The organism is Microbacterium terricola, from assembly GCF_027943945.1.
GTDB lineage: Bacteria > Actinomycetota > Actinomycetes > Actinomycetales > Microbacteriaceae > Microbacterium > Microbacterium terricola.
Genome location: NZ_AP027141.1, coordinates 426656 through 452621, shown reverse-complemented (window position 1 = coordinate 452621; position 25966 = coordinate 426656). Strand labels below are relative to the sequence as shown.

22 protein-coding genes are annotated in these 25966 nt (G+C 70.9%); 12 read left to right on the top strand and 10 right to left on the bottom strand.

Annotated features, from left to right (window positions below):
* Positions 1-76: 76 nt before the first annotated feature.
* From Microterr_RS02145 to Microterr_RS02120, 6 genes are all read left to right on the top strand, one after another.
* Positions 77-1414: an HNH endonuclease gene (locus Microterr_RS02145; protein ID WP_263796387.1), complete on the top strand. Its 1338-nt coding sequence runs from the start codon at positions 77-79 to the stop codon at positions 1412-1414.
* Positions 1415-1676: 262 nt separating this feature from the next.
* Entirely contained in the window at positions 1677-2594 is a 918-nt protein-coding gene (locus Microterr_RS02140; protein WP_263796388.1) for a nucleotidyltransferase family protein, read from the top strand.
* Positions 2595-2639: 45 nt separating this feature from the next.
* Positions 2640-3434 carry a response regulator transcription factor gene (locus tag Microterr_RS02135; RefSeq protein ID WP_263796389.1) on the top strand — a complete coding sequence of 265 codons (795 nt, stop codon included), beginning with the start codon at positions 2640-2642 and terminating at the stop codon, positions 3432-3434.
* 13 nt (positions 3435-3447) lie between these two features.
* Complete coding sequence (locus tag Microterr_RS02130; protein ID WP_263796390.1) at positions 3448-5100, top strand: sensor histidine kinase; 1653 nt, start codon at positions 3448-3450, stop codon at positions 5098-5100.
* The gene (locus Microterr_RS02125) at positions 5097-6233 is read left to right on the top strand and encodes a hypothetical protein (protein ID WP_263796392.1); all 1137 of its coding nucleotides are present in this window, start codon (positions 5097-5099) and stop codon (positions 6231-6233) included. Before Microterr_RS02130 ends, Microterr_RS02125 begins: the two co-directional genes overlap by 4 nt.
* Positions 6234-6459: 226 nt before the next feature.
* Complete coding sequence (locus Microterr_RS02120; RefSeq protein WP_263796393.1) at positions 6460-7521, top strand: hypothetical protein; 1062 nt, start codon at positions 6460-6462, stop codon at positions 7519-7521.
* Positions 7522-7534: 13 nt separating this feature from the next.
* Here the strand turns inward: Microterr_RS02120 and Microterr_RS02115 are convergent, their stop codons facing one another.
* A complete protein-coding gene (locus Microterr_RS02115) occupies positions 7535-8893 on the bottom strand; it encodes an ATP-binding protein (protein WP_263796394.1) in 1359 nt (452 codons plus the stop codon).
* A 45-nt stretch (positions 8894-8938) separates the two neighbouring features.
* Here Microterr_RS02115 and Microterr_RS02110 point away from each other — a divergent pair, with 45 nt between their 5' ends.
* The 5 genes from Microterr_RS02110 to Microterr_RS02090 are packed head-to-tail and all read left to right on the top strand — an operon-like array spanning position 8939 to position 14972.
* Positions 8939-10435 carry a tyrosine-protein kinase domain-containing protein gene (locus tag Microterr_RS02110; RefSeq protein ID WP_263796395.1) on the top strand — a complete coding sequence of 499 codons (1497 nt, stop codon included), beginning with the start codon at positions 8939-8941 and terminating at the stop codon, positions 10433-10435.
* Between the two features lie 34 nt (positions 10436-10469).
* Positions 10470-12269, top strand: a complete 1800-nt coding sequence (locus Microterr_RS02105; protein ID WP_263796396.1) for a DUF4012 domain-containing protein — start codon at positions 10470-10472, stop codon at positions 12267-12269.
* A 47-nt stretch (positions 12270-12316) separates the two neighbouring features.
* Complete coding sequence (locus tag Microterr_RS02100) at positions 12317-12868, top strand: cell wall protein (protein ID WP_263796397.1); 552 nt, start codon at positions 12317-12319, stop codon at positions 12866-12868.
* Positions 12869-12920: 52 nt separating this feature from the next.
* Positions 12921-13958, top strand: a complete 1038-nt coding sequence (locus tag Microterr_RS02095) for a glycoside hydrolase family 6 protein (protein ID WP_263796398.1) — start codon at positions 12921-12923, stop codon at positions 13956-13958.
* A gap of 60 nt (positions 13959-14018) precedes the next feature.
* Positions 14019-14972: a response regulator transcription factor gene (locus Microterr_RS02090; protein WP_263796400.1), complete on the top strand. Its 954-nt coding sequence runs from the start codon at positions 14019-14021 to the stop codon at positions 14970-14972.
* Between the two features lie 101 nt (positions 14973-15073).
* On the opposite strand, the gene Microterr_RS02085 is transcribed toward Microterr_RS02090, so the two are convergent.
* The 3 genes from Microterr_RS02085 to Microterr_RS02075 all read right to left on the bottom strand — a co-directional run bounded on the left by Microterr_RS02085 (position 15074) and on the right by Microterr_RS02075 (position 18052).
* The gene (locus Microterr_RS02085) at positions 15074-16516 is read right to left on the bottom strand and encodes a glycosyltransferase family 2 protein (protein WP_263796401.1); all 1443 of its coding nucleotides are present in this window, start codon (positions 16514-16516) and stop codon (positions 15074-15076) included.
* 118 nt (positions 16517-16634) lie between these two features.
* Complete coding sequence (locus Microterr_RS02080) at positions 16635-17360, bottom strand: fructose 1,6-bisphosphatase (protein WP_263796402.1); 726 nt, start codon at positions 17358-17360, stop codon at positions 16635-16637.
* Between the two features lie 92 nt (positions 17361-17452).
* On the bottom strand, positions 17453-18052 hold the full coding sequence (locus Microterr_RS02075) for a hypothetical protein (protein ID WP_263796403.1): 600 nt from the start codon (positions 18050-18052) through the stop codon (positions 17453-17455).
* A 219-nt stretch (positions 18053-18271) separates the two neighbouring features.
* Between Microterr_RS02075 and Microterr_RS02070 the strand changes: the two genes are divergently transcribed.
* Positions 18272-18823 carry a hypothetical protein gene (locus tag Microterr_RS02070; RefSeq protein ID WP_263796404.1) on the top strand — a complete coding sequence of 184 codons (552 nt, stop codon included), beginning with the start codon at positions 18272-18274 and terminating at the stop codon, positions 18821-18823.
* 83 nt (positions 18824-18906) lie between these two features.
* Here Microterr_RS02070 and Microterr_RS02065 read toward each other — a convergent pair whose 3' ends face one another.
* The 6 genes from Microterr_RS02065 to rplQ form a co-directional block, all read right to left on the bottom strand.
* Positions 18907-19599, bottom strand: a complete 693-nt coding sequence (locus tag Microterr_RS02065; protein ID WP_263796405.1) for an endonuclease/exonuclease/phosphatase family protein — start codon at positions 19597-19599, stop codon at positions 18907-18909.
* A gap of 81 nt (positions 19600-19680) precedes the next feature.
* A complete protein-coding gene (locus Microterr_RS02060; RefSeq protein ID WP_263796406.1) occupies positions 19681-20541 on the bottom strand; it encodes a tRNA pseudouridine synthase A in 861 nt (286 codons plus the stop codon).
* A gap of 31 nt (positions 20542-20572) precedes the next feature.
* On the bottom strand, positions 20573-22006 hold the full coding sequence (locus tag Microterr_RS02055) for a mechanosensitive ion channel domain-containing protein (RefSeq protein ID WP_263798847.1): 1434 nt from the start codon (positions 22004-22006) through the stop codon (positions 20573-20575).
* A complete protein-coding gene (locus Microterr_RS02050; protein WP_263796408.1) occupies positions 22006-24165 on the bottom strand; it encodes an adenylate/guanylate cyclase domain-containing protein in 2160 nt (719 codons plus the stop codon). Before Microterr_RS02050 ends, Microterr_RS02055 begins: the two co-directional genes overlap by 1 nt.
* Before the next feature lie 136 nt (positions 24166-24301).
* On the bottom strand, positions 24302-25297 hold the full coding sequence (locus tag Microterr_RS02045) for a GNAT family N-acetyltransferase (RefSeq protein WP_263796409.1): 996 nt from the start codon (positions 25295-25297) through the stop codon (positions 24302-24304).
* 76 nt (positions 25298-25373) lie between these two features.
* Positions 25374-25934 (bottom strand): 50S ribosomal protein L17, encoded by a 561-nt coding sequence (rplQ, locus tag Microterr_RS02040; RefSeq protein ID WP_263796410.1) that lies wholly within the window; start codon positions 25932-25934, stop codon positions 25374-25376.
* Positions 25935-25966 lie beyond the last annotated feature (32 nt).

Genomic DNA, 25966 nt, shown 5'->3' with positions numbered 1-25966 from the left:
ACGTGATGAAGAATCTCTCATCTTGAGTCGTACCTTTCTTCGATTGAATGTCGGTGGCCCCTCGTACATTTGAACTATGACCAATCCGCTCGATGCACTCGGCACGACGGTCGCCGCCGCGGCCGCCCTGTGGTCGGGCGAGCCGATCGAGGGCATGGCGGGTGGCCGGCTCGTGGCGCTCAATGAAGAGCTGGCCAGAGCGCGTCGCCTGCTCGACGGCGCGCACGCGCAGGTCGCGGCCGAGATCCAGCGGCAGTCCCGCCCCGAGCTCGGGCCCGAGGGCTTGGCGAAGATCCAGGGCTATCGCAACCCGACCGCGCTGATCGCCGCGACCAACGGCACGACGGCGGGCGAGGCAGCGCGGCTCGTGCAGGTGGGTGAAGCGACGGCGCCGCGCATGCTGCTCTCCGGCGAGTGCGCACCCGCTCGGCACCCTCACGTCGCCGCAGCGCTCGAGAAGGGCGAGATCAGCACACCCGCGTCTGCCGCGATCATCTCGATGCTCGACAAGGTCGCCATCCGCGCGGGCCGCGAGGCCATCGCACACGCAGAGCAGACGCTCGTCGCCCAGGCACCCGGACTCACGATGGACCAGCTGAGCAAGCTCATCCTCCGCGCCGAGGCTTGGCTCGACCCCGACGGAGTCCTCCCCCGCGAAGACGAACTGCGCGCCGACCGCTCCCTGCGAATCCGCGAAGACCGCAACGGCGCCGTGATCCTCACCGGCACGTTCGACCCCGAGCACGCCGCGCCGATCAAGACCGCTATCGAGGCGATCGTGACGGCTCAGCTGCGGGCCGCGCAGGAGCAGCCTGACGATCCGGATGCTGTGCGCCGCACCATTCCGCAGATGCAGGCCGATGCGCTCGCACTGCTCTGCTCTCACGCCCTCGACTGCGACCACACCGATCTTCCGCTCGGCGGGGCGACAGTGATCGTCCGTGTCTCCCTGGATGACCTGGAGAACGGGACGGGCCACGCCACGATCGACGGCCTGGCCGCCCCGGTAACGGTCTCGACCGCTCGTCGGATGGCCGCCTCGGGCGGCATCATCCCGTGCGTGCTCGGCTCGCAGAGCGAGATCCTCGACTGGGGCCGCGAGAAGCGGCTGTTCACCCGGGCTCAGCGTCTCGCCCTCGCCGAACGAGATGACGGATGCGCGATGTGCGGAGCCCCGCCGGGCCATACCAGGGCCCACCACGTGACGTGGTGGTCGAGAGGCGGCGGCACCGACCTCGACGAGGGCCTGCTCGTGTGCGACCCCTGTCACCATCGCATCCACGACAACGGGTGGGAGATCCGCATCGCGGGCAAGGGCGTGATGGCGACTGTCTGGTTCATCCCGCCGGCCTACGTCGACCCTGACCGCACCCCGCGCCGCGGTGTCCGCCGCCGCTTCGACCTCGCGGTCTGACCCGCCCCCGACTCGTTGAGCGACCCACCCCCGGCCCGTTGAGCGAGCGAAGCGAGACGAAACGGCACACCCCCGCCCGGCCCGTTGAGCGAGCGAAGCGAGACGAAACGACCCACCCCCGGCCCGTTGAGCGAGCGAAGCGAGACGAAACGACCCACCCCCCGGCTCGTTGAGCGAGCAACGCGAGACGAAACGACTCGCCCCCCGGCTCGTTGAGCGAGCGAAGCGAGACGAAACGGGTCGAGTGACTACCGTATGAACCGTGTCCGCCCCTCCCTCCACGCTGCGCCTCGACGAGGCCGACGCGCTCGCCTCGGCGTGGGTGCAGCATGTCGCCGATGCGCACGGCATCCGCACGCTGCTCATCAAGGGCGCCGCGCTCGCGCACTACGGGCTGCGCGAGCCCCGCACGTCGGCTGACGTCGACGTGCTGGTCGAGCCCGCGCGCTTCGAGGAGTTCTGCGAGGCGATCTCCGCGGCCGCATGGACTGAGCGCCCCGGCGGCCTCATCGGCGAGCTCACCACCCTGCACTCCCGCACGTTCCTCCGCGAGGGCTGGCCGTGCGACCTCGACGTGCACAGCTTCTTCCCCGGGTTCCTCAACGACCCGGCCGACGTGTTCGACGCGCTCTGGGCGACCCGACGGCGGCTCGACTTCGCGCACCGCCCCTGCAGCATCCCGAGCAAAGCGGGGTGCGCGCTCATCCTGGCGCTGCATTCGGTCCGCAGCACCACGACCCAGGTGCGCCATGCCGACGAGCTCGAGCGACTCCTGCTGACACCCTTCACCGACGAGGACCGAGCCGCCATCGCCCGCCTCGCTCACGACACCGGATGCGTCACCAGCCTCGCGTCCGTGCTACCCCGACTCCATATCGACGTCACGCCCGGTCCCGCCGAGCTGCAGTCCGTCCGCCGCCGCGAGTGGGACGACAAGCTCGCCGCTGCCGCGTCGCCGGCCAATGCCTGGGTGGTCGCACTCGGCCGCGTGCCGTGGCGCCGCAAGCCGCTCGTCGCCTGGCGCGCGATCTGGCCGACCAGCGAGGACCTTCTGATCGCCCACCCGGAGGTACCCGACCGCTTCTTCCCGAAGCTTCTTGCGCGAATCTTGCGCTGGGGTCGCGGGCTGCGATCGCTGCCTCGAGCGGCCGGCGCGATCTGGCACAATCGGTCTCACTGACGGGCCGGCTTGGGGCGGGCCCTCACCTCTCACAAAGGGTTTCCCATGTCGCAGGACACAGCCGCAGCACGCACCGCGGTCGTCATCGATGACGATCCAGACGTGCGGCACCTGCTCGTCGAGATCCTCACCAGCGCCGGCTTCACCGTCGTCGCGGCCGACAACGGCCTCGACGGCGTCGCAGCCGTCAACGAGCACCAGCCCGTGCTCACGACGATCGACGTCAACATGCCGGGCATCGACGGATACGAGGCCACCCGGCGCATCCGCGAGACGAGCGATGCGTACATCGTCATCATCACCGCGCTGAACGAAGAGGCCGACGCGGTCCTCGGCTTCGGCGTCGGCGCCGACGACGTCGTGGTCAAGCCCTTCCGCGCTCGCGAACTGCGCGCCCGTCTGCTCGCGATGCTGCGCCGGCCCCGCTTCCCGGTCCCGGTGCCTACCGAGCCCGCACCGGCCCCCGCGCCGCAGCCCGCAGCATCCGATGTCGACACCGCCGTCCGCCTGGCCGGTCTCACCCTCGACCGCGAGACCCGTGCGGTCACAGTCGACGACAGTGAGGTCGCGCTGACGCGCACCGAGTTCGACCTGCTCGCGACCATCCTCGAGTCGGGTCGCCGCGTGCGCAGCAAGGCCGACCTCGTGCTCACGCTGCACGACGAGACCTACCTCGACCCGGCCCGCGTGAGCGAGGCCGACGAGCGCGCCATCGAGGCCCACATGACCAACCTGCGCCGCAAGCTCGGCGAGAGCGCGGCCAGCCCGCGGTTCATCGAGACGGTGCGCGGCGTCGGCTACCGCACCATCGCGGCCGGAATCGCCCTCGCGGAGTCGTAGCTAAGCTTGCGGCATGGCGGTCGAACGGGTGACAGAGGCGTCACCTCGGGCCGACCAGCCGATGCGCCGCGCCGGCGACGCCCGCACCCGCTCGATCTGGCAGTGGCAGCTGATCCTCGCGGTCAGCGTCATCACGATCCTCGTCACGGTCACCCTGCTCACGCCTGAGTACTTCACACGCCCGCAGTTCATCGTCGGCGCGATCCTCCTCGTCCTCATCTCCTGCGCGACCCTCGCCGTTCCGTGGCACCTGTTCGACAGCCGCATCGTCGTCATCGTGCCCGCCCTCGACATCCTCGCCATCGGCCTGATGGCCTCGGGAAACGAGGGGCGGATGGCGCTGCTCTGGGTCTTCCCGATCGCCTGGCTGGCCACGTACTACTCGCTGCCCTGGCTGCTCGGCGGGCTCGGCGGCGTCGGCGTTGTGCTCGTGATCGACGCGCTCCTCGCCGGGCTCTCGCCGACCTACACGCTGCGGATCATGGTCGTCCTGCTGTCGCTGGGATTCCTCGGCGTCACCATCAACACCGGCTCGCGCCGCACCAGGGCCTTCAGCGGCCTGCTGCGCAGGCAGTACTCGCAGCTTGGCCGCACCCTCGCCCGCGCCGAACTGCAGGAGCGCCGCGCGGCGGTGCTCTTCAACTCGGTCGACACCGCGCTCGCACGCGTCGACCGCCGTGGCGTACTGCTGGGCGCCAACGAGGCGTACCGCCGTCTCTACGCGATCGACCGGCTCGGCTACGCGCGCCCCACCGGCGCCGTCGAGTACAACACCCACCGCGGCACGGCACTGCCGGCCCACGACACCACGATCGCCCGCGCCACGAGGGGCGAGGTGTTCGAGAACGTGCGCGTGTGGCTGTTCGACACCGGAGGCACATGGCATGCGCTCGACGTGTCGACCCGCATCGTGCCGGCGACCCTCGGCGAGTCCGAATCGACGCTGCTGACCCTCCGCGACGTCACGGCCGCGCTCGACGCCGAGGTCGAGAAGAAGACGATGACCAGCATCGTCTCGCACGAGATGCGCAACCCGCTCACCGCGATCGTCGGGCACGTCGACCTGCTCCTGGACCGCGAAGACCTGCCGGCCGATGTGCTCGACAAACTCGCCGTCATCGAGAACGCCGGCCAGCGAATGCAGCGCCTCATCACGACGGCGCTCGAGTCGGACAAGCCCGCGTCCGTCCCGCACCGGACCGTCGACCTGAGGCGGGTGGCGGCAGCATCCGTCGACGCGTTCCGTCCCTCCGCCCACGCGGCGCAGGTGGCGCTCACGGACGACGCCGACGAGCGACTCCTCGTCGAGGGCGACGCGTTCCGGCTGCGGCAGGTCCTCGACAACCTCGTCGGCAACGCGGTGAAGTACACCCCGCGCGGCGGACACGTCGAGGTCACCGGTCGCCGCGTCGGCGACGACGTCGAGCTGGCCATCACCGACAGCGGCATCGGGATGTCCGCCGAAGACCTCGGGCACCTGTTCGAGCCCTACTTCCGCAGCCAGACGGCGCAGGACAGCGGCATCCCCGGCACCGGGCTCGGCCTGGTCATCGCGCACGACATCCTCACGCAGCACGGCGGATCGCTCGAGATCACCAGCACGCTCGGCCGCGGCACCACCGCCACCCTGCGCCTCGCGGCGCGCGCAGAAGGGATCTCCGCATGATCAACTCAGGACTCGGAGTGGTGCTCGTCGCCCTGACGACCCTCTGCACCGCGGTCATCATCGGGCTCGGGTTCCTGCCGCGCCCGAGCCGCGCGAGCGCGATCTGGTCGCTGGCCTTCGCGATCGCGATGATCTCGTCGTACGCCTGGGTGGCCGCGAACGCCGCCGACTCGGCCGTGCTGCGCGCGGCGAGCGCCGGCACCGAGCTGGGCTCCACGGCCTTCGTGTGGGTCGGCCTGCGCGCGCGCCGCAACGCCTCGCGGCTGTACTGGCCCGTGGCGCTGACCTTCACGATCGGAGGCGCCACCCTTCTGGCCGCGACGGCCACCACCGACTACTACGCCTTCGTCTTCCGCGTGGTGTTCGCCCTCGGTGCGGTGTTCGCAGCGCTGATCGTCACCGAGCTCGTCGCCCTCGGCGCCACCCTGCGCGACGAGGCCCTGCCACTCGCCCTCGGCTCGGCCGCCTTCCTCATCTTCGCCGTCGTCGGCATCATCGACGGGGCCATCCAGCTCATCAACACCGGGACGCTCGCGGCGCGCGACGGCCTCACGCTGCTGCGCGACCTCAACCTGATGGGCTCGATCGTCTACCTCGTGGCGGCACTGATCACCCTCCTGCTCCTCACACGACTGGGCGCGGTCGACACCGCGATCCGCCACACCGAAGCCTCGTCGTTCCGTGCGGTGGCGAACGACCGACTGCAGCGCGCCGAGACGGCCGGCGACGAGTGGTGGTGCGTGCTCGACATCCGGCTCGACGACCCCGTCGACCTCCGCGAGGCGTCGAGCACCGCGGCGTTCCTGCGCATCGCCGAGAAGTTCCGCGCCGACGTGCGCTCCGCGCTGCCACCGGACGCCGACATCGAGGCCCGCGGCGACACCGGCTTCGTCGCGCTGCTGCCCCGGCCGGAGGGCGCCGTGCGCCAGTTGCTCTCGCAGCTGCTCGAGCAGGTCGCGAAGGGCGAGCCCGATCAGCCGATCGCCGTCCGGCTGTCGGCGAGCATCGGCTGGGCGGACGTCGACGCCGTCGGCTACGACCTCGACGCCCTGCTGGCCGCCGCCGAAGAGGCCAATACGGACGCGCAGCGTGCCGGCGGAGACCGCTGGGAACGCGCTTCCGTGACCGTGTGAGTCACTGAGGATTCGCGCGATTCACGCGCAAGTTCACCGCAAGACGCGCAAGCAACCGATATACCACACCTACTCTCGCAGTAAGCACCGCTCGACCTATCCGAGAGCGTCACCCGAAGACCTCAGGGACAGCGGTGCGAATGAAAGCGAGCTGGGGAGCACGCGTCAATTGGGGTGAGCCGGGGGGCATCAGGCTCGCTTTTGGGGACCATTGGGGACAACAGCGATGCCCGAGCAACGCGTGGAGCGATTCGTCGCGCCGACAGACGAACGCCGACCGGCGCTGAGTCGACGCCAGATTCTGCAGGCCGGCGTCTGGGCGGCACCCGTTCTGGTGCTGGCCACTGCCGCGCCCGCGGCCGCCGCCTCGCAGAGCATCCCGTGGGAGTTCGCTTCCAGCAGCCTGGCCTGGACCTTCGGCAGCAACGGCCTTCCGAACGGCGTCTCCTCGACCGCAGCGGTGCGGACGTCGCCCACGGCGACCGGGGCGCTGAGCGGCGTCACCCTCACCGCCGTGTTCCGGAAGTCGCAGATCGGCAGCACACCCCCCGACCCGACCTCGCTCACCGGCGCCGGCTGGACCTACGTGTCCAAGTCGGTGGGCACCGACACCGTCACCTACACATTCCTCTACGCGCCGAGCATCGGGAAGGGCGCGACCTCGAACGTGCTGGGCTACCAGCTCGCCGTCGGCTCGTCGATCGTGAGCCAGCCCATCGTCGAGGTCGCGTACACCGCGAACGCGTCGAAGGCGACGCCCGTGAGCGTCAGCACGCGCGCCGTGACTCCGGCCACAGCCTCGGGCGTCTCGTTCTGGTCGTTCAACACGGGGACGCTCGGCGGATCCAGCCGGCAGAACACGTACCTGGCTCTCCAGATGCAGGTCGGCACCCAGTACAGCAACCTCTGGCCCGTCACCCAGATGCCGGTGACGTTCACGACGGAGGTCATCCTCCCGGCCGCGTACATCGTCGACACGGATCCGACGGGCGTCACGCAGAACACGGACTGGAGGTACGTGTCGCGCCGCACCGAGGGCTCGAACATCATCCTCACGTTCGCGTTCGTCAAGTCCGACAAGACCACTCCGCGGCCGCTCCAGGCGACCAATGCCAACGGCGTCGCCCAGGTCGCCGACCGCGTGACCGACACCGGTTCGGTCAACTTCCACGTCCGCCTGAGCTCGGCCGCGAGCGGCAAGCCGGTCTCGGTGAACTTCGTCGCCACGCCGATCCAGCCCTTCCCCGCCGACGGCAAGTCCATCAGCGCCAGCAGGACCTTCAACTAGCGCAGAGCGCCGCTCACCGCGCCTCGACCAGATCCGCCGCGGCGAGCGCGGTCAGGAACGCGGCGACATCGCCCGCGATGCCTGCCACGCTGATCTCCGCGCGCCCGGCGATCCGGACGGCGACCTCATCGAGGCCCGCCTCTCCCTCGGCGAGCGCGAGCCAGATCTCCGCGGCCGAGCCCTCCATCGCCGCCGGCTGCGCGTCCGGCCGCGTGAGCGCGAGCGCCACGACCCGGTCCTCTTCCCCGGTCCACGCGACGTCCTCCCGGATGCGCCAGCGTGCCTCCCGGAATTCGAGGACGGATGCTGTCACCAGCTCGTCGACGGCGGCGGACACCGCCGCGGCGGCGTCCTTATCCTCAGGAGTCCCGTAGGCATCGACAGCCGCCGCCACGAGCTCGTCGAGGGAGGCACCCGTCGCAGCGCGCCACAGCTCCGGGGCGACCCCGGCGAGCACCCGCACCGTCCCGTCGCCGTCCTCGTCGACCTGCAGCACCGCGATGCGGTCGGGGTCGTCGAGCTCCACCCAGTCCCGCACGCGGCCGCGGTAGTAGCCCACCCCCACCCCCGCTGGTTGAGTAGGCCGCGAAGCGGCCGTATCGAAACCACTAGCGGGAACCCGCGCAGCGCCCGTATCGAAACCACCCGCACTCCCCACAACCGCGACGAGCCCCTCCGCCTCGCGATACGACACGCGCCGGACGCCCCCGACCGCGGCGACCACTCCCGCCATCGTCCGCAGCGGCGTCGCCATGTCCGCGAGGTAGCTCGACTGCTCGACGAGCTCAGCGAGCGCGTCGCCGAGGTCGACCTCCTCGATGAGCGGCTCGCCCTCGGCGTCGTCCCGGCGGTCCAGCAGCACGATCGCCGCGAGGCGCAGCTCTCCCGCCGGCAGCGCGCGCATCCCGGCCTCCGACGGCGCTCGCTGCACCTTCGGCTCCCCCGCACGCTCGATGACCGACAGCGGCTTGCGATAGGGCCACACCCGCCCGTCGGCGTCCACCGCCACTGTCTCGTCCGACACGTACCCGAAGCTGCGGCCGAGCATCCGCGCCGCGGTGGTCTTGCCCCGACCGGACGGCCCCACCAGCGCCACCACTGTGCCGTCGTCTCGCGCCAGGCCGGCGGCGTGCAGCATCCACAGCTCGCCGCGGCGCGCCTCGATCGCCGCGAGCGTCACCCGCTGCGAGAGGTCCTCCAGCATCCGCGCCTCGGACACATCCGGAAGCGGGGTGACGACAGCATCCTCCGAGCCCTCGTCGGCGACCGCCGCATCAGCCCATGCGGCCGCCACGAGAGCCCGCTGCGGCTCGGCGAGCGCGCCGATGTCGATCCGCACCGTGGCGCCCAGCGCGGCCACAGCAAGACTCAAGGACACAGGCGGTAGTGTACGGGGGTACTTGGGGAGAGGTTTGCCGTGGAACTGCGGGACTACCTGCGCATTCTGCGCGCGCACTGGCTGGGCATCGTGCTGCTCACCGTGCTGGGCGCGGCGATCGCCTACGGCTGGAGCTCGCTGCAGCCGCGGGTCTACACGGCGTCGGCCAGCGGCTACGTCGCCAGCACGACGGCGGGCACCGACACCGGCTCGTCCCTCGTCGGCGACCAGCTGGCACGCGCGAAGGTGACGTCGTACGTCGACATCGGCTCGTGGCGCTCGGTCGCGGAGTACGCGATCGACGACCTCGGCCTGGACACGACGCCGGAGGCGCTGGTCACCCGCGTCGACGTCAGCAACCCGCTCGACACCGTCATCATCCAGGTGAAGGCGTCCGCCGGCAGCCCGGAGGAGGCCCGTGACCTCGCCGAGTCGTGGACCCGCGGCATGCTCGCGGAGATCGACCAGATCGAGGGCGACGGCTCGGCCGGCTCCGCGGCGATCACGCTCATCCCCGGCGACTCCGCACGTCTGCCGTCGAGCCCCTCCTCGCCGAACACCCGCCTCGACATCGCGCTCGGCGCGCTCATCGGCCTCGCCCTCGGCATCGGCTACGCCGTCATCCGCCACGTGCTCGACCGCCGCGTGCGCAACCCGCGCGACATCGAGCGCGAGACCGGCACGGCCGTCGTCGGCAGCCTGCCCCTGGAGAAGGAGCTCAGCCAGGAGCGCCGGCTGCTCACCTTCGACGGTCCCGCGCAGAACCAGAACTCCTCCGCGGGCACCGAGGCCCTCCGCGAGCTGCGCACCAACCTGCAGTTCATGGACGTCGACAACCCGCCGCGCATCATCGTCGTCTCCAGCCCGCTCCCCGGCGACGGCAAGTCGACGACGTCGGCGAACCTGGCCCTCAGCCTCGCGGCCGCCGGCCAGCGCGTCGTGCTGGTCGACGCCGACCTGCGCCGCCCCGTCGTCTCGAGCCTGTTCGGCCTCCCCGAGGGCGCCGGACTCACGGACGTGCTCGCCGGCCGCGCCAAGCTGGCCGACGTGCTGCAGCCCGTCGGCGCCACCGGCAACCTGTCCGTGCTCAGCGCGGGCCGCATCCCGCCGAACCCGAGCGAGGTGCTCGGCTCGCAGCGCATGCGCGAGCTGCTGCGCACCTTCGGCGCCGGCGCGACCGTGATCATCGATTCGCCGCCCACGATCCCCGTGACGGATGCTGCGGTGCTCTCCACGTCGGCAGACGGCGTGCTGCTGGTGGTCTCGGCCGGACGCACCACCTACGAGATGCTGCAGAAGGCACTGGACAACATCGCCAAGGCCAACGGCCGGGTGCTCGGCGTCGTCCTGAACAAGGTGCCCAAGCGCGGCGCGGGCGCCGCGTACTACGGCTATCAGTACAACGGCCGGTACTACTCCGACCGGCAGCCGCTCACCCGCCGCGCCTGGCGCAAGGAGCAGGAGCGCGAGCAGGAGCGCGAACAGCAGGGCCAGCAGCAGCGCGAGACCGCCGGCTCCGCGCCGGGCGGCCGGTGAGAGAGCGCACAGCAGCCGCGCATAGGGTGGTTCGGTGAGCGAACCCGTCCTCCCGAAGCCGGTGCGCATCGCAGGAATCGTCTTCGCGAGCCTGCTCGGTGCCGCGATCATCGGCAGCATCGCGGCGCTCGCGTGGATCGGCACCCGCGGTGCCGCGGCCTACGGCCACCTCCGCGCCGCGGAGACGACCGTGCACGCCGTGATCGACGATCTCAGCGATCCGACGAGCGCCGCCGGCCTGATCGACGACCTCGCCGCCGACACGGGCGCTGCGCACGACCTGACCTCCGACCCGATCTGGGCTGCCGCCGAGCGCGTGCCGTGGCTGGGTCCGCAGCTCGAGGCCGTCTCGACGATCGCTGCGGCCGCCGACGACATCGCGACGACCGCGCTGCCGCCCCTGGCCGACGTGGCCTCCTCGTTCTCGCTCGACGACTTCCGCCCGGCGGGCGGCGCCATCGACACGGCGCTGTTCGAATCCATCGCGGAACCCGCCCGGATCGGGGCCGACAGCGTCGCGGCGGCGGCAGCATCCGTCGGGCATCTCGACGGCAACCTGCTGCTGGGTCCGGTGCGCGACGCCGTCGACGAGGTGTCCGGCCTCCTCGACTCGTCCGCGACGGCCACCGACGCCCTCGCCCGGGCCACCGAGCTGCTGCCGCCGATGCTCGGGGCCGACGGCCCCCGCGACTACCTGATCATCTTCCAGAACAACGCCGAGTGGCGCTCGCTCGGCGGGCTGGTTGGCGCGATGGCACTGATCCACACGTCCGACGGCACCATGGAGATGACGGCGCAGGCATCCGCGTCCGGCGACTTCCCCAAATACTCCGAGGCCGTCATCCCGCTCAGCGACGAGGTGACGAAGATCTACGGCACGCGCCCGGCACAGTGGATGCACAATGTGACCCAGCTGCCTGACTTCTCACTGTCGGGCCAGATCGCGCGCGAGATGTGGCTCCGCGAGATGGGCACCGAGGTGGACGGCGTCATTGCGATGGACCCGGTGGCGCTCTCCTATCTGCTCGAGGCCACGGGTCCGATCACCCTGACCTCCGGCGACGTACTCACCGCCGACAACGCGGTGCAGCTGCTGCTCAATGACGTGTACAAGCGCTACCCGGAGCCGGCCGACCAGGACGAGTTCTTCGCGCTCGCCGCCGCCAGCGTGTTCGACGCGCTCTCGACCGGGGCAGCCGATCCCGCGACACTCGTGCAGGCCCTCGGCCGTGCCGGCGACGAGCGGCGCCTGCTCATCTGGAGCGCGATCGCCGACGACCAGGACGTCCTCACCGGCACGACCCTCGCCGGCGGACTGCCGGAGACCACCCGCCAGACCGCGCGCATGGGCGTCTACCTCAACGACGGCACCGGCTCGAAGATGGACTACTACGTCACGGCCGACACGACCCTCGGCTGGGAGAGCTGCACGCTCGACGCGGACGGCCGCGCCACCGGCCAGACCACGCTCACCCTGACGCTGACGAACACGGCACCGGAGGATGCGGCGACCTCCCTGCCCGACTACATCACCGGCGCCGGTGCCTACGTGCAGCCGGAGGGCACCGCCCGCACCGTCGCGTACATCTACCTCCCTGAGGGATACGACCTGACCACCGCGACGGTCACCGGCTCGAACGGCTTCGGCGGCGGCTTCCACGACGGACGCCAGGTGCTGACCTTCAGCTCCGACCTCCCGCCCGGCGAATCCGTCACCGCCGTCATCGGGGTGCAGGCCCCCGAGCCCGCTGCGGCCGCCGTGATCGCCGAGATCACCCCCACGATCGACGCCGAGGTTCCCAGCACGGTGAAATCCTCGTGCGACCCGGGGTAAACTGGCGTGTTGCAGGCCTCCGCCCGGAGTCCGCGGGGGGTCACACCATGAATCGTCAGCTCGCCAGAGCCGTCGTCATCGGCACGGTCGTCGGCCTTGCCGCGGTGTCCGCACCCGCCGCCGCGAACGCCTCGCTGCGCTACCCGCCGTCGGGCTCCTGCTCGGTCGACACGACCACGACCACCGCCGGCGGCTCCGTCGAGTTCAGCTGCGTCGGCGACACGTTCGGCCCGGACGACACCGTCACCGTCACGCTGACGGGCGAGAACGGCGAGGACGCGAGCTTCGCCTTCGTGCACTTCGCCGTGTCCACCGGCAGCACCACGCGCACCGCCACCGCCGACGGCGCCCTCGAGCCGGTCACCGTGACGCTGCCCGCCGAGGCCAGCGGCGTCTACAACATCGAGGCCATCTCGTCGTCGTCCGCGGGCGGCACCGCCAGCGTCACCGTCGGCACGTCCGACGACCCCCTCGCCGGCACCGGCGGCGACAGCGCCGCCCTCCTCGGCGTCTGGATCGGCGGCGGAGCGCTCGTGCTGGCCGGCGTCGCCATCATCGCGCTGACGGCAGCACGCCGCGCGCGCCGCGATCGCAGCTGACCAGCCTGACCCACGCAGGACGACTCAGCCCACCGGGCGATAGAGTCCCCCTGTGTCCTCGTCGAGCGCGTCCGTCCCTCCCGGCCGGGGCGCTCCGCGCCGCAGACTCCCCCGGGGCGCCGTCATCGCTCTCGTCATCGTCGGAGTCGTCGTGGTCGTCGCCGGCCTCACCGTCGCGGCTGTGGCCGCGGTGAGCTCGTTCCACCGCCTCTTCGCGCAGGCGCCGGGAGTGGGCACGAAGATCGTCGTCGTCGAGGGCTCACGAGCGGCGATCGCCGCGGCCGACGAGTCCGCCACGGCGGAGGAGCGCGACGCCGCCGCCTACCTGGCGGCACAGCCGACCGCAGCCTGGCTCACCCCCGAGCGCGATCCGATCGGCGAGGTGGGCGACACCGTCGGCGACCTCGCCGCGCAGGCCCGCGCGCAGAACGCCGCGCTCGCGATCGTCATCTACGGCCTCCCCGGCCGCGACTGCGGCAACCACTCCGCCGGCGGCCTCGACGAGGACGACTACGGCACGTGGACCGCCGAGATCGGCGAGGCGCTCACCCTCGCCCGCGACCTGCAGCGCATCGTCGTGCTCGAGCCGGACAGCCTCGCGCTCGCACCCGAGTGCGGCAACCTCGACGACCGCACCCGCCAGCTCACCGCCGCCGTCGCCGCGCTCTCGCCCAGCGAGCCGTGGATCTACCTCGACGGGGGCCACTCCACCTGGCACAGCGCCGCCGACATGGCCGACATCATCGCCCAGACGGGCTTGATCGACCAGGTGCGCGGCTTCGCCACCAACGTCTCGAACTACAACAGCGCCGGCGACGAGTTCGTCTACGCGCACGCGCTCGCCGCGGCGCTCGGTGCGGGGCATGCGCTCATCGACACGTCACGCAGCGGCGCCGGCAGCGACGGAGAGTGGTGCAACCCGCCTGGACGCCTCGTCGGCGAGCCGGGCGGCACGTTCGGCGACGACGTCGTCGACACCAACCTGTGGATCAAGGCGCCGGGCGAGAGCGACGGCCCCTGCAACGGCGGCCCCGCCGCCGGCCGATGGTGGCCCGACGCGGCTGTGGACCTGACGCGTGACGCACGGTGACCGCACCATGCCCTGTGTAGCATGGGCACCGATATACCAGCCCCTTCGGAGACCCACCCTATGACTGACTTCACTGCGCAGCTCAGGACGGCGGTGATCGTCGAGGACGACCCCGACATCCGGCACCTGCTCGTGGAAGTGCTCGAGGCGATGGGGTTCTCCACGGTGTCCGTCGGCAACGGCATCGACGGCGTACGCGCCGTCGCGCAGTACCAGCCGCTGATCACGACCCTCGACGTCAACATGCCCGGCATCGACGGCTTCGAGGCGGCCCGCCGCATCCGTGCGCAGAGCGACACCTACATCATCATGCTCACCGGGCTCGAGGATGAGGCCGACGTCGTGCTGGGCCTCGGCGCCGGCGCCGACGAGTACATCAACAAGCCGTTCCGCCCGCGCGAGCTGCGCGCGCGGATCGACGCTCTGCTCCGGCGCCCCCGCCTCGGCGCGGCGGCTGCCCCCGCGGCACCCCGTCAGGACCAGGTCGGCCCGTCGTTCCCCGGCGTCCGCACCGCCACCGCCGGCATCCCGCTCGTGCGCGCCCCCGAGCCGCTCGCTCCGGAGCCGCTCCCGATGCCCGACGCGGCCGATGTCGCCGCGCCCGCCGCGGCGGGTACGACCGCACCGGATGCCGCCGCCGCCGGCGGCAACGGCTCGGCCATCACCCTCGGCCCGCACACGCTGACGCACCGCGACCTCGTGCTCGACCCCGAGAGCCGTGTCGTGCTCATGGCGCGCGCCGAGCTCGATCTCACCCGCACGGAGTTCGACCTGCTCGCGACGCTGATGGAGTCCAAGCGCCGGGTGCGCAGCAAGGCCGACCTCACGCTCGTGCTGCGGGGCGAGTCGTACGTGACCAGCTACTTCGTCGGCGAGGCCGACAAGCGCGCCATCGAGGCGCACATGACGAACCTGCGCCGCAAGCTCGGCGACAACCCGGCGAACCCGCGCTACATCGAGACCGTCCGCGGCGTCGGGTACCGGCTCACCTCGGAGTTCGTCCAGAGCGCCTGACGATCAGCATCCGTCCGTCTGCCTGCGCGCAGACAGACGAATGCCTCGGCCGTCCCCCAAGATACGGCCGAGGCATTCTCTGACGCGGTTCCCCCCGAGCGTCAGACCTTGTAGCCCTGGTAGCGGCGCAGCAGACGGAAGAGCATCGCGATCGTCTGCAGGATGGTGACCGCACCGACGATCGGCCAGCCGATCCACAGGATCGTCGACTGCACCACGGGGCCGAGCAGCGACCAGACGAACGCCACCGCGGCGATGACGACCGCGAGGATGACGAACGGCATCCAGTGCGCCGATCCGCCGCCCTTCTCCGCCTTCGCCTGCAGCGCCCAGTTGTCGACCTTCTTGCGCGAGAGGAATCGGGTCCACGAGCGCACGAAGTGGCTGAGCCGGATCCACATGAACACCTCGGCGGGCACGATGGTGGCCGCGAACAGCACGTCGCGCGTCTGGCGGTTCTTCATCGTGAACGCGATGCGCAGGTTCAGCAGCACGGCGGCGATCGACGGGATGAGCCACCACGGCGAGAACACGAACGCGTTGATCGACAGCGAGCCGGCGAGCAGGGTGATGAACGCGAACCGCACGAAGAGGTTGACGAGCATGTCGAGATTCTCGAGCCAGCGCAGCCGCAGGTTCGGGTGGAACGGCTGGCCCTTCGTGTCGCCGCGCTGGCCGGGCCACATCAGCTCGATGGCGCCGTAGGTCCACTTGACCTGCTGCGCGTCGTAGCCGCGGAAGGTCGTCATGCCGCCGACGTCGGCGCGGGCGAACGGGCTGATCTTCGTGAGATAGCCGGCGCTCTTGATCTGGAGCGACAGGAGGGAGTCCTCGACCTCGCTGTCCTTCACCCACGGCGTCGACTGGTGGTTCGCGGTCATGACCTCGCGCAGGGCGGTGGTCGAGAAGATCGAGAACTGCCCGCCGAGCACCGCCATGTTGCGGCCGCGGAGGAGGTTCTGCATGTTGAACGCCGCGAACTGCGTGCGCTGGCCGGCGATGAGGAACTTGCCGATGAAGCCCTTGATGGGGCGGTCATCGATCGAGTAGATCGCCGAGATGCCGCCGATGCGGGTGTCGGAGACCGCCTCGGACTCGAGGTACTCGACGGCCCGCGGGCCGGCGATGGTGTCGCCGTCGACGCCGAGCAGGTAGTCGTAGCCCTCGACGAGCGCGTAGCCGTAGTTGAGCGCGCCGACCTTCTTGTCGGGGTTCTTGCCGATGTCGTGGACGAACACCTCGGTGAACTGCTCGCCCAGCTCGGTGGAGATCTCGTGCGGGCCGCTGAAGTCCGAGGCGATCCGCACGGTGGCGTCGGAGGTGTTGTTGACGACGACGTGGATCACGTCGGGCACGCGGGTCTGGTCGAGCAGCGACTGGATGACCGCCGCGATCGACTCCTCCTCGTTGTAGGCCGGGATGACGCAGCCGATCGTGGAGCGGTGGCCTGTCGTGTTCTCGAGCACCGACGAGAAGTCGTCGGCGAAGCCGGGGACGGCCGGCTCGAGCTGGTCGGCCGATTCGGAGGCGGGAGGCGTTGACACGGGGAGGGATCCTGACTTCGGGTAGTGCTGCGGTGTGTTCCGCTGAGACCATCCTGCGACGCCGACCTGCGGGAAGGCTCCGGTTCGCGTCAGGGGAACCTCAAGGAACGGTGAAGGATCAGCCTTCGTTCTCGGGCGCGAAGATCGCGATCGGCAGGTCCTGGTAGATCGTGATCTGCTCGAAGGACGCGTCGTCGTCCGCCGCCTGCTCGACCCACACCGTCAGGGCGAACTGCAGGGTGATGCCGACGGTGTCGTCCGGCAGCTCGCGGATCGCGGTCTCAGGCACGAGGAGGCCGCCCTGGTAGCTGTTGAGGAGCAGGCCGCGCTTCGAGCGCAGCGTGTCGGTGGGGACCAGGGTGCGCGGGTCGGCCGTGAACCGGAACGGCGTGGACACCTGGCCTGAGGTCTGCGCGGTCTGCGACGTGATCGCGATCTGCGAGATGTAGACGCGGCGCTTCTGGGTGAGGACGGCCTTCTCGTCGACGCGGTGGTCGTAGACGTTGACCGCGAAGCCGAGCGTCTTCTCCGCGGTGGGAGTCCACTCGTGGGTCCGCTTCGGGTCGGCGGCCCACGCGTCCAGCCGCAGCTCGAGCCCGTCGGCGACGTCGGACGACAGCGCGACCGAGCCGTCATAGCTGAACTGCGAGTCGAAGGCGATCTCGTCGGACGCGGTGGACGTCGGGGTGGGCGCGGGTTCGGCCGCAGCGGCCTGCACGCCGTCGATGAACTCGCCGACCTGTGCGCAGCCGGCGGTCGGCAGCGCCATCGCCAGGACGAGGGCCGCACCGACGGCGGCGCGCGCACGGCGCGAGGAACGGGAGGAAGAGGATGCGGGGGTCACGGACGGCAGTGTAAGCAGGCCGTCGAAGGCGATTCGGGCCGATCCGGGATGCCTTGACGGTTTCTTCAGACGATCTTGAGACGACCCTGAGGTCAGCCGGCGGCGATCGCCACCGTGAGCGTGTCGGTCGCGGTCTGCTTGGCGTACTCCTTCGACTTCGGCGCGGTCTGCACCAGGAAGTCGTACGTGAACTGGACCGTCACGTAGGTCGCCTCGGCGGGCACCGTGCCGACGTTGAACGTCTGCGAGTAGCTGTACGGATCCAGCACGAGGTACCCGGGATTGACGGTGGCGGAATCCGTCTGGGGCGGCAGCGCGTCGAAGGTCTCGGTCGCGTTGGCCGGCACCGCGACCATGGTCGCCTTCTGCAGGTACACCTTCTGCCCGTCGTCCGGGGTCACGGTCGTGACGAGCGACAGACTGATCGGCTTCACCGCGTTGGCCGTCCACCGGTCCATGGACAGTTCCGACCAGTAGTTGACGGATGCGGCGACCGCTCCCGCGGTCAGCTCGCGCTCCGTGCTGCCGCCGGAGAGGTCGTTCGATACCGGGGGCGCGACGGTCTCGGTCGCACTGGGCGTCGGAGAGCCGGCCGGGTTCGTCCACGGCGCAGGACCGCACCCCGTGAGCGCCGCGGCGCCGACCGCGACGGCCGTCGCGAGCGCGAGAGTGCGGGCGTGACGCTGTCGCATGGTGCCTCCTGGATCCGCTCGCCAGTCTAGAGGGCGGGTCCTGGGAGGTCGCATGACGATCGTTTACAAGATCGCAACGCGCAAGATTTGCGCAACACGTCGCCGAACCCCGATACTGGCAGAGAAGCAGTGTCCCCCCGACGTCGGTTCCGGTCAATCCGGATGCGCCAGGCAGCGGCCGGGCCGCAGCCATGGACTCACCAACGAAAGCAGGATGCCATGAAGAACTCGCTCAAGGCCTTCGCGGCGGCGACTCTGCTCGCAGCCGCCCTCGTCGCCACGCCCATGGTCGCGAACGCCGCCACCGACGAGGGCTACCCGCCGTCCTCCACTGTCAACGGCAGTGTCACCGTCGCTCCCGGCGGAACCGTGACGGTTCCCTTCACCGGCTTCGAGCCGAACGAGGGCGTCTCCTTCACCCTGACCGGCGAGAACGCGTCCGGCGCAACCCTCGCGTTCGTCAAGTTCGCGGTCGTGACCGCCGACCTCGGCACCAAGGACGCAGACGCGAGCGGTGCGGTCAGCGCGACCGTCACGCTCCCCTCGAACGCCTCGGGCGACTACACGCTGCAGGCAACCGGCGAGGTCTCCGGTGCCGCTGACCCGGTCATCCTGAGCACGGGCGTCGCCACGGGCGAGCTCGGCGCAACCGGCGTCGACGGCAACGCGCTCCTCGGCCTGTGGATCGGCGGCGGCGCCCTGGTCCTCGCAGGTGCGAGCATCGCGGTCGCCGGCACGGTGCGCCGCCAGCGCCAGCGAGCCTCGATCTGATCTGATCTGAACTCACCGAAAAGCCCCGGTCGACGACCGGGGCTTTTCGCTGTCTGCGGGGCGCTCCTGGCGAACGCGGGCGTTCAGGCCGCCGGAGCGGCCGCATCCATCGACACGGACGCGCTGACCAGAATGGGCAGGTGATCGCTCAGGCCCTGCGGCAGCGTCGTGATGCCGTCGATCCGGAACCCGTACGAGGTCGCGAAGTCGTAGTGCCCGCGGAAGAAGCGGTAGCGCGTGTACGTGCGGGCGTCGCTGAGGCTCAGCTCGTAGCCGTGCGCGCGCACCTTCTCGCTGAGCTTCTCCTTGAAGACGGGGTAGTTGTAGTCGCCGACCATGAGGGCGGGCAGCCCGTCGCCGAGCGTCGCGAGCTCGTCGAGCGCCGCCCGGATCTGATGCCGGCGGAGTGAGTTGAGCGCGGTGAGCGGCGCCGCGTGGAACGACGCCACGATGACGTCGCGGTTCTCGTCGATGTCGTGCAGGCGCACGCCCAGCAGGCGCTCCTCCGCGGGCTTGAGCACCCGGTCGTGCAGCGACTTCTTCAGCGCGAGCGAACGCACCTCGACGGCGCGGTACAGGTTCTCGCGGTAGTAGACGGCGAGCCCGAGCCTGTTGCGCTGAGTGGCCTCGGCCAGCCGCAGGCCGCCGATGTGCTCGGGGATGTCCGACGTGTCGTACTCCTGCAGGCACAGCACGTCGGCCCCGTGGAGCTCGACGAGATGGGCGAGCTCGCCCGCGGCACGGTGCTTGCGGAGGTTGTAGGAGATGACCTTCATCGTGGCTCCAGCCTAGGACGACGAGCGTGGCCACTCGAGAACTCTCGCCGAATACATAGCGGGCAGGGGCGGATGCGGCGGCTACTCGTCGCCGGTCAGCGCGCGCCGTGCCCTCGTCTGCTCGGCGCGCCCGGCCAGCTGGTCGTCGGCCGGGTAGCCGACCTCGGTGAGGGTCAGTCCGCGCGCCGCGAGGACCTTGATCTCGGGCACCCGATCGAGTCCGTCACGGATGTCGGCGAGATCGTCGACGTCGAGCCTGCCCTCCCCGACCGCGACGCAGCCGCCGACCAGCGCCCTGACCATGCTGTGGCAGAACGCGTCGGCGCGCACGGCCGCGATCAGCACCCCGGTGCTCTCGTCGCGTCGCCACCCGAAATCGAGCAGCGTGCGGATCGTCGTCGCCTCCTCGCGCGGCTTGCAGTAGGCGGCGAAGTCGTGCAGCCCGATGAGGGAGCGGGCGGCAGCATCCATCGCCGTCACGTCGAGCTCGGCGCGCACGTTCGTGGTGCGATGCCGCTCGAGCGGGTCGTAGCCGGCGATGCGATCGGCGACCCGGTACTCGTAGCGGCGCCACACCGCCGAGAAGCGGGCGTCGAACCCCGCGGGCGCGATCGACGAGCGGTGGATCGCGACGTCGGAGTAGGCGCCGAGGACGCCGGTCGCCCGCCGGGCGAGGGCCGCGACCGGGTCGGGCTCAGCGCCGGGCCGGCCCGACCGCTGCATCACCCTGGCCGACTGCTCCTCGTCGAGATCGAGGTGCGCGGTCTGGCCGGCGGCGTGCACGCCCGCGTCGGTGCGCCCGGCGACCACGAGTCTCGGGTCGCCGCCGAGGACGCGGGCCAGCGCGTCCTCGAGGGTGCCCTGCACGGTGCGCAGTCCCGGCTGCCTGGCCCACCCGCGGAAGTGCGTGCCGTCGTAGGCGAGGTCGAGGCGGATGCGCACTCCCCCAGCGTACCCAGCCCCCTGGCGGCGATCAGCCCAGCACGGGCCGCCCGTACGGCAGCCGCGAGCCCACCGAGGTCATCGCGAGCCGCGCCTGCCGCACGCGGTTCTCGCTCTCGCGCACGATCTCGCGGGCGACGACCGGATGCTGACGCACCACGTCGTCGAGCAGCCGCACCGGCAGCGCGACCACGTCGACCTCGCTGGTGGCGACCGCCTGCGACACGGTCTGGGTGCGTGAGAGCGCCGTCAGCCCCACCGCGTCGTCGCGGCCGAGCGCGGCCACCTGGACGAAGCCGTTGTCGTCCGTCGGGATGCCGAGCACCACGGTCCCCTTCAGGATGAACCGGGTCTCGGTGGGCACGCTGCCCGGGAGCAGGAGGGACTCTCCCGAGCAGTACCGCTCGAGCCATGCGGCGCCGCTCAGCGCCTCCACCTCGTCCGGACGCAGGCTGAGCAGCGGGGCGATCTGGCGCAGTGCGGCGGCGAGGTGCTCGTCGGTGCGCCACTCGTCCGTCGCATCGGCATCGAGGTGCAGCTCCGCCCGCCGCGCGGCGTACCAGACGCGGGTGAGGAACGTGTCGACCACCACGTCGTGGTCGCCCGGGTTCGCCAGCGGCAGCGACACCGCGTAGCGGGAACCGGTCAGGCTCGACGCGGTCGGCGTGGCCTTCGGCGACAGCAGCGGGATGTCGCGCGCCACCTGCACGAGCAGCTCGCGCACCCGACCGGGCGGGTCGTCGGTGCCGAACAGCAGCTCGGCGGTCGCGGCGTACGGCTCGGGGCTGCGCGACAGGTTCGTGAACGACGCCCCGGCGAGCTCTGCGGTGGGCATGACCACGATGCCGTTGCCGGTCTCGAGGTGCACGGCGCGCCAGTTCACCTCCACGATCTGCCCGCGGGTGCCGTCGACCTCGAGCCAGTCGCCCAGCTCGAACGGCGCCTCGAAGACGAGGAACAGCCCGGACACGATGGAGCCGACCGCCGACTGCAGCGCGAAGCCGATGACGATCGAGGTCACCCCGAGCGCCGCGAAGACACCGGCGATGTCGGCGTCCCACACCCACCAGAACACCGCGGCGATGCCCACGATGATGAAGACGAACCGGATCAGGTCGCTGAAGATGGTCGGGAACCTGTCGCGCCACGACCCCTTCTCCGCCCGGTGGAAGACGAGGTGGTTGACGGCGTTGATCGTCACGACGATCACGAGGAGCCCGAAGATCGTCCAGATCACCCGGGGCCACGTGCCGGTGCCCTGCCAGGCGCCCGGCTGGCTGATCAGCACCAGGACGCCCGCGACCGGCACGAGGTAGTTGCGCACCGTGAGCACGATCGGGGCTGCTCGGCTGCCGCGGCGGACCATCGCGTTCGAGAGCTCGGTGAGCCCGATGAGCATGAGCGGCAGGCCGACCGACACGATCACGGCCGGCCAGAACCAGGGCTGCGAGACGATGTCGGCCATCACGCCTCCACGGTGGCCGGGGTCTCGACCCGCCAGACCCGCTGGGTGCCGGACTGGGTGTCGATCTCACCCGCCGGCGTCATCGACACCGACTCCGGCAGGCGGTCGGCGACGCGCTGCGTGAGGTAGATCCCCGGTTCATCCGAGTCGCCCTGCACCCGGAACGCGAGGTTCACCGCATCCCCCCACATGTCGTAGACGACCCTGGCGCGTCCGATCAGTCCGCTCGTGACCCGCCCGGAGTCGAGCCCCGCGCGCAGGCCCAGGTCGACCCCCTGCTGGGTCGAGTACCGCTCGAGGATGGTCGACAGCTCGATCGCGAAGTCCACCGCCCTCCGCGCGTTGTCGACCCGCGGAGTCGCGAGGCCGCAGCTGGCCAGGTAGCTCTGCCTGGTGGTGCGCACCCGCTCGACGCCGTGGCGCTCCGCGGCCTCATCGAAGGTGCGGATCAGATCGTTCAGCCGCGCCACCGCGTCTTCGGACGTCAGCGTCAGCGCCAGCTCCTCGAAGCCGACGATGTCCGCGAAGACCACCGTGACGTCCTCGCTGTCCTGCGTGATCGCGTCGTCGCCGTGCCGGTACCTGCTGGCCATCCCCTCCGGCATGAACGACAGGATGAGCTGCTCGTTCGCCTTCTCCTGCTCGAGGATGAGGTCGCTCTTGACCTGCAGACTCCGGCTCATGTCGTTGAACGCCTTGGCGACGTCGGCCAGCTCGTCGCTCGACCCTGCGTCGACCTGGACGCCCTCCTCCCCCGCGCCGATGCGCTGCGCGGCCGCCTTGAGCCGGCGCAGGGGCCGCACGAAGATCTGCGCCAGCACGAGCGAGAGCAGGCAGACGAAGATGATCATGCCGGCGGTCGAGAGGATCAGATTGCGGGTGAAGTCCTCGACCGGCACGAGCGCCTCGGCGCTGGTCTCCTGGGCGACGATCGCCCAGTCCAGCCCGTCCACGCCCAGGGGCGCGTACGCGGCGAGACTGTCGCGGCCGAGGTAGTCGCGGATGAGCACCGTGCCGCTCTTGCCCTTGAAGGCGCCGTCGACGGCCTCGCCGGTCACCGTCTGCTGCAGCAGGGTGCTGCCGTTGCGCACGCCGAGCGCCGCGGCGGCCGGGGCCAGGCCGGCGGCGACGGATGCGGTCGCGTACTGCTCGGGGTCGGCGACCAGCATCCGCGAGATCGAGCGCATGGTGGTGTCCCGGCCGACCAGGAAGGTCTCGCCGGTGGCGCCCAGCCCGTTCAGCTGCCAGTCGCCCCCGACGGTCATGACCTCGTTGATGCGGTCGATCGGGAGCTCGATCGCGAGCGCGCCCACCACCGTGTCGTCCACCGCGATCGGCGTCACCGCCCAGCCGGCGGGCGTGCCGAGGCTGGGGTTGTACGGCGCGAAGTCGGCGAGCACCACGTCGCCGACGATGTTCCGGCTCATCGTGTCGCGGTAGGCCGTCGCGAGGTTCGACATCCGGTACGGGCCGTCGAGCAGGTTGGTGCCCAGGTCGACGCCCTTGTATGCCGTGTAGATGACGTTGCCGTCGGTGTCGAGCATGAGGACGTCCTCGAAGTCCTGCAGCTCTGTCATCGCCCGGTAGTACGGGTGGTAGCGCTCGTGGGCCGCCGACCAGGCGCTGCCGTCGCCCGCGTCATCGGAGAGGATGGCGTCCTCCCACGTCTCATACGGGATGACGTAGTGCGACTGCAGGTACTCCGCCGCCGCGCCGCGCGGCGCGAACGTCCCGCCATCGATGGTCTCGCCGGTCGCCTCGGACAGCTCGCTGGCGAAGGTCTCGCGGTAGTACGCGGCGAGGGCCGACTGGTCGGCGGCGGACAGCGACGACTCGTCCAGGTCGCGGAAGGCCTCGGTGAAGGCGACGACGGCGTGCTGGCTGGTCTCGTTCAGCGCGCCGAGTCGCACGGCGTTCTCGATCGAGGCGAACAGCTGCGCGACCTCGCGGGTGCGGTTCTCGCGGATCTCGACGAGCCGCTCGTACGCGATCGCGCGCAGTGCCTGCGTGCCGTTCACGTAGCCGATGACGCCGACCACGATGCTCGACAGCACACTCACCGACAGCAGCATGATCAGCAGGATCGAGTAGATCGACAGCCCGGCGCGGCGGCGAGGGCGCACGGGACGCACCCCGATCGGCGTGCTCGACTCGGACATCGTCCGCCCCCCACATGCCGGCACCGCCTTCGGCACCGCCCCTGAACCCGGGTCCCCGCCCGAGTGCGCTCAGAATAGACCCGCGACCGGGCTCGCCGGTAGAGGGGCAGGGGCCGCCGGTGGGTCCGCCGGTGGGTCAGAGGTGGCGCACCAGCACCTGGGAGCGCTCGGTGGCGGTGAATCCGAGGCCCTCGTAGAGCGAGTTGGCACCGGTGGGGCTGGCGGTGTCGACGTCGAGCACCGCCCTCTCCAGGCCTGCGGCCGCGATGGCGCGCAGGCTGGCGGAGATGACTGCGGGCGCCCGCCGCAGCCCGCGGTGGTCGCGCACGACGCCGATGAGGTCGATGTACGCGTGCGACGCACCGAGAGCCGCCCAGTCGTCCTCGTTCACCGACGCGAGGCAGAATGCGACCACCCGCTCGCCGTCCAGCGCGAGCATCGACAGGTCAGGGCGCAGGAACGGTCCGTCGACGAACTTCGACCAGCGCTCGCGGTTGGCGTGCAGACTGCCCCAGTGGTCGCGGAAGGCGTCGTTGCGGGCCTCGCGGACGGCTTCCGACCGCTGCGGCGTGTACGCGATGATCGTGACCGACCCCGCATCCACCTCCGGCGCGGGAACGGCGCTGTCGCGCTCCATGCTCGTGAACCACCGTTCGCAGGCGAGGCCCCGGCTCTCCGCGAGCACGACGGCACCGGCATCCGCTTCCTCGACGTGCATGTGGATCTCGCCAGGCAGGTCCGTGGCGGCCTCGGCGTACTGCTGCCGCGCGCGGGCCTCCTCCCAGTCGAGGAGCACCGCGCCGATGCCGCGGCGCCGCCAGTCGGGATGCACGGTGCCCTCGAGGTGGATCTGGATGCGCGACTCGCGCGACGGGTGGGTGACCGCCGCGCCGACGGCGACGGCGCGGCCGTCCGCGGCGAACCCGATGAGGGTGTCGCGCGCCGGGTCGATGTGGCTGAGCTCGAACTGGTCGGCGATGTCCTCGCGGGGCGTCGTCCAGGTCGGGTGGTCGACCTTGTCAGCCGCGGATATGACGCTGAGCAGGGCGTCGATGTCATCTGGGGTGGCTGGCCGCCACAGGGCGACGTCGGGGTGCTCCGGCAGCGGCGGGATCTGGATGTCTGCGCTCACCCGCACCACCCTACCGACGCAGCGAGGCCCGCACCCCCGGAAGGGTGCGGGCCTCGCTGGCACAGAGGATCCGGTGTTACGCGGACTTCTCCTCGGCAGGGGTCTCGACGACTGCGTCCTCGGCAGCAGCCTCGGCCGCGGCGCCCTCCTCGGGCGACTCGGCGCCGGCGGCGCTCTCGTCAGCGGGTGCCTCCTCGACGGGGGCCTCCTCGACGGGGGCCTCCTCGGCCGGAGCGGCCTTCGCAGCGGCGGCCTTCTTGGCCGACGGCTTCTTGGTCACGGGCTCGAGGACGAGCTCGATGACCGCCATGGGGGCGTTGTCGCCCTTGCGGTTGCCGACCTTCGTGATGCGGGTGTAGCCGCCCTCACGGTCGGCGACCAGCGGCGCGATCTCGGTGAACAGAACGTGCACGACGTCCTTGTCACCGATGATCCCGAGCACGCGACGACGCGCGTGCAGGTCGCCGCGCTTGGCGAACGTGATGAGGCGCTCGGCGAGCGGACGCAGGCGCTTGGCCTTGGTCTCGGTCGTCTTGATCGACTTGTGGGTGAACAGCGCTGCGGCGAGGTTCGCAAGCAGCAGGCGCTCGTGGGCCGGGCCGCCTCCGAGGCGGGGACCCTTCGTGGGCTTAGGCATTCTCAGTTACTCCAGGTGGGGAAAGTCGATCG

What these genes read in the sequence shown, in the direction of transcription:
- Microterr_RS02145 (WP_263796387.1), top strand. Translation starts at nt 77, where the DNA reads ATGACCAATCCGCTCGATGCACTCGGCACGACGGTCGCCGCCGCGGCC.
- Microterr_RS02135 (WP_263796389.1), top strand. Translation starts at nt 2,640, where the DNA reads ATGTCGCAGGACACAGCCGCAGCACGCACCGCGGTCGTCATCGATGAC.
- Microterr_RS02130 (WP_263796390.1), top strand. Translation starts at nt 3,448, where the DNA reads ATGGCGGTCGAACGGGTGACAGAGGCGTCACCTCGGGCCGACCAGCCG.
- Microterr_RS02125 (WP_263796392.1), top strand. Translation starts at nt 5,097, where the DNA reads ATGATCAACTCAGGACTCGGAGTGGTGCTCGTCGCCCTGACGACCCTC.
- Microterr_RS02120 (WP_263796393.1), top strand. Translation starts at nt 6,460, where the DNA reads ATGCCCGAGCAACGCGTGGAGCGATTCGTCGCGCCGACAGACGAACGC.
- Microterr_RS02100 (WP_263796397.1), top strand. Translation starts at nt 12,317, where the DNA reads ATGAATCGTCAGCTCGCCAGAGCCGTCGTCATCGGCACGGTCGTCGGC.
- Microterr_RS02090 (WP_263796400.1), top strand. Translation starts at nt 14,019, where the DNA reads ATGACTGACTTCACTGCGCAGCTCAGGACGGCGGTGATCGTCGAGGAC.
- Microterr_RS02075 (WP_263796403.1), bottom strand. Translation starts at nt 18,052, where the DNA reads ATGCGACAGCGTCACGCCCGCACTCTCGCGCTCGCGACGGCCGTCGCG.
- Microterr_RS02070 (WP_263796404.1), top strand. Translation starts at nt 18,272, where the DNA reads ATGAAGAACTCGCTCAAGGCCTTCGCGGCGGCGACTCTGCTCGCAGCC.
- Microterr_RS02065 (WP_263796405.1), bottom strand. Translation starts at nt 19,599, where the DNA reads ATGAAGGTCATCTCCTACAACCTCCGCAAGCACCGTGCCGCGGGCGAG.
- Microterr_RS02055 (WP_263798847.1), bottom strand. Translation starts at nt 22,006, where the DNA reads ATGGCCGACATCGTCTCGCAGCCCTGGTTCTGGCCGGCCGTGATCGTG.
- Microterr_RS02050 (WP_263796408.1), bottom strand. Translation starts at nt 24,165, where the DNA reads ATGTCCGAGTCGAGCACGCCGATCGGGGTGCGTCCCGTGCGCCCTCGC.
- rplQ (WP_263796410.1), bottom strand. Translation starts at nt 25,934, where the DNA reads ATGCCTAAGCCCACGAAGGGTCCCCGCCTCGGAGGCGGCCCGGCCCAC.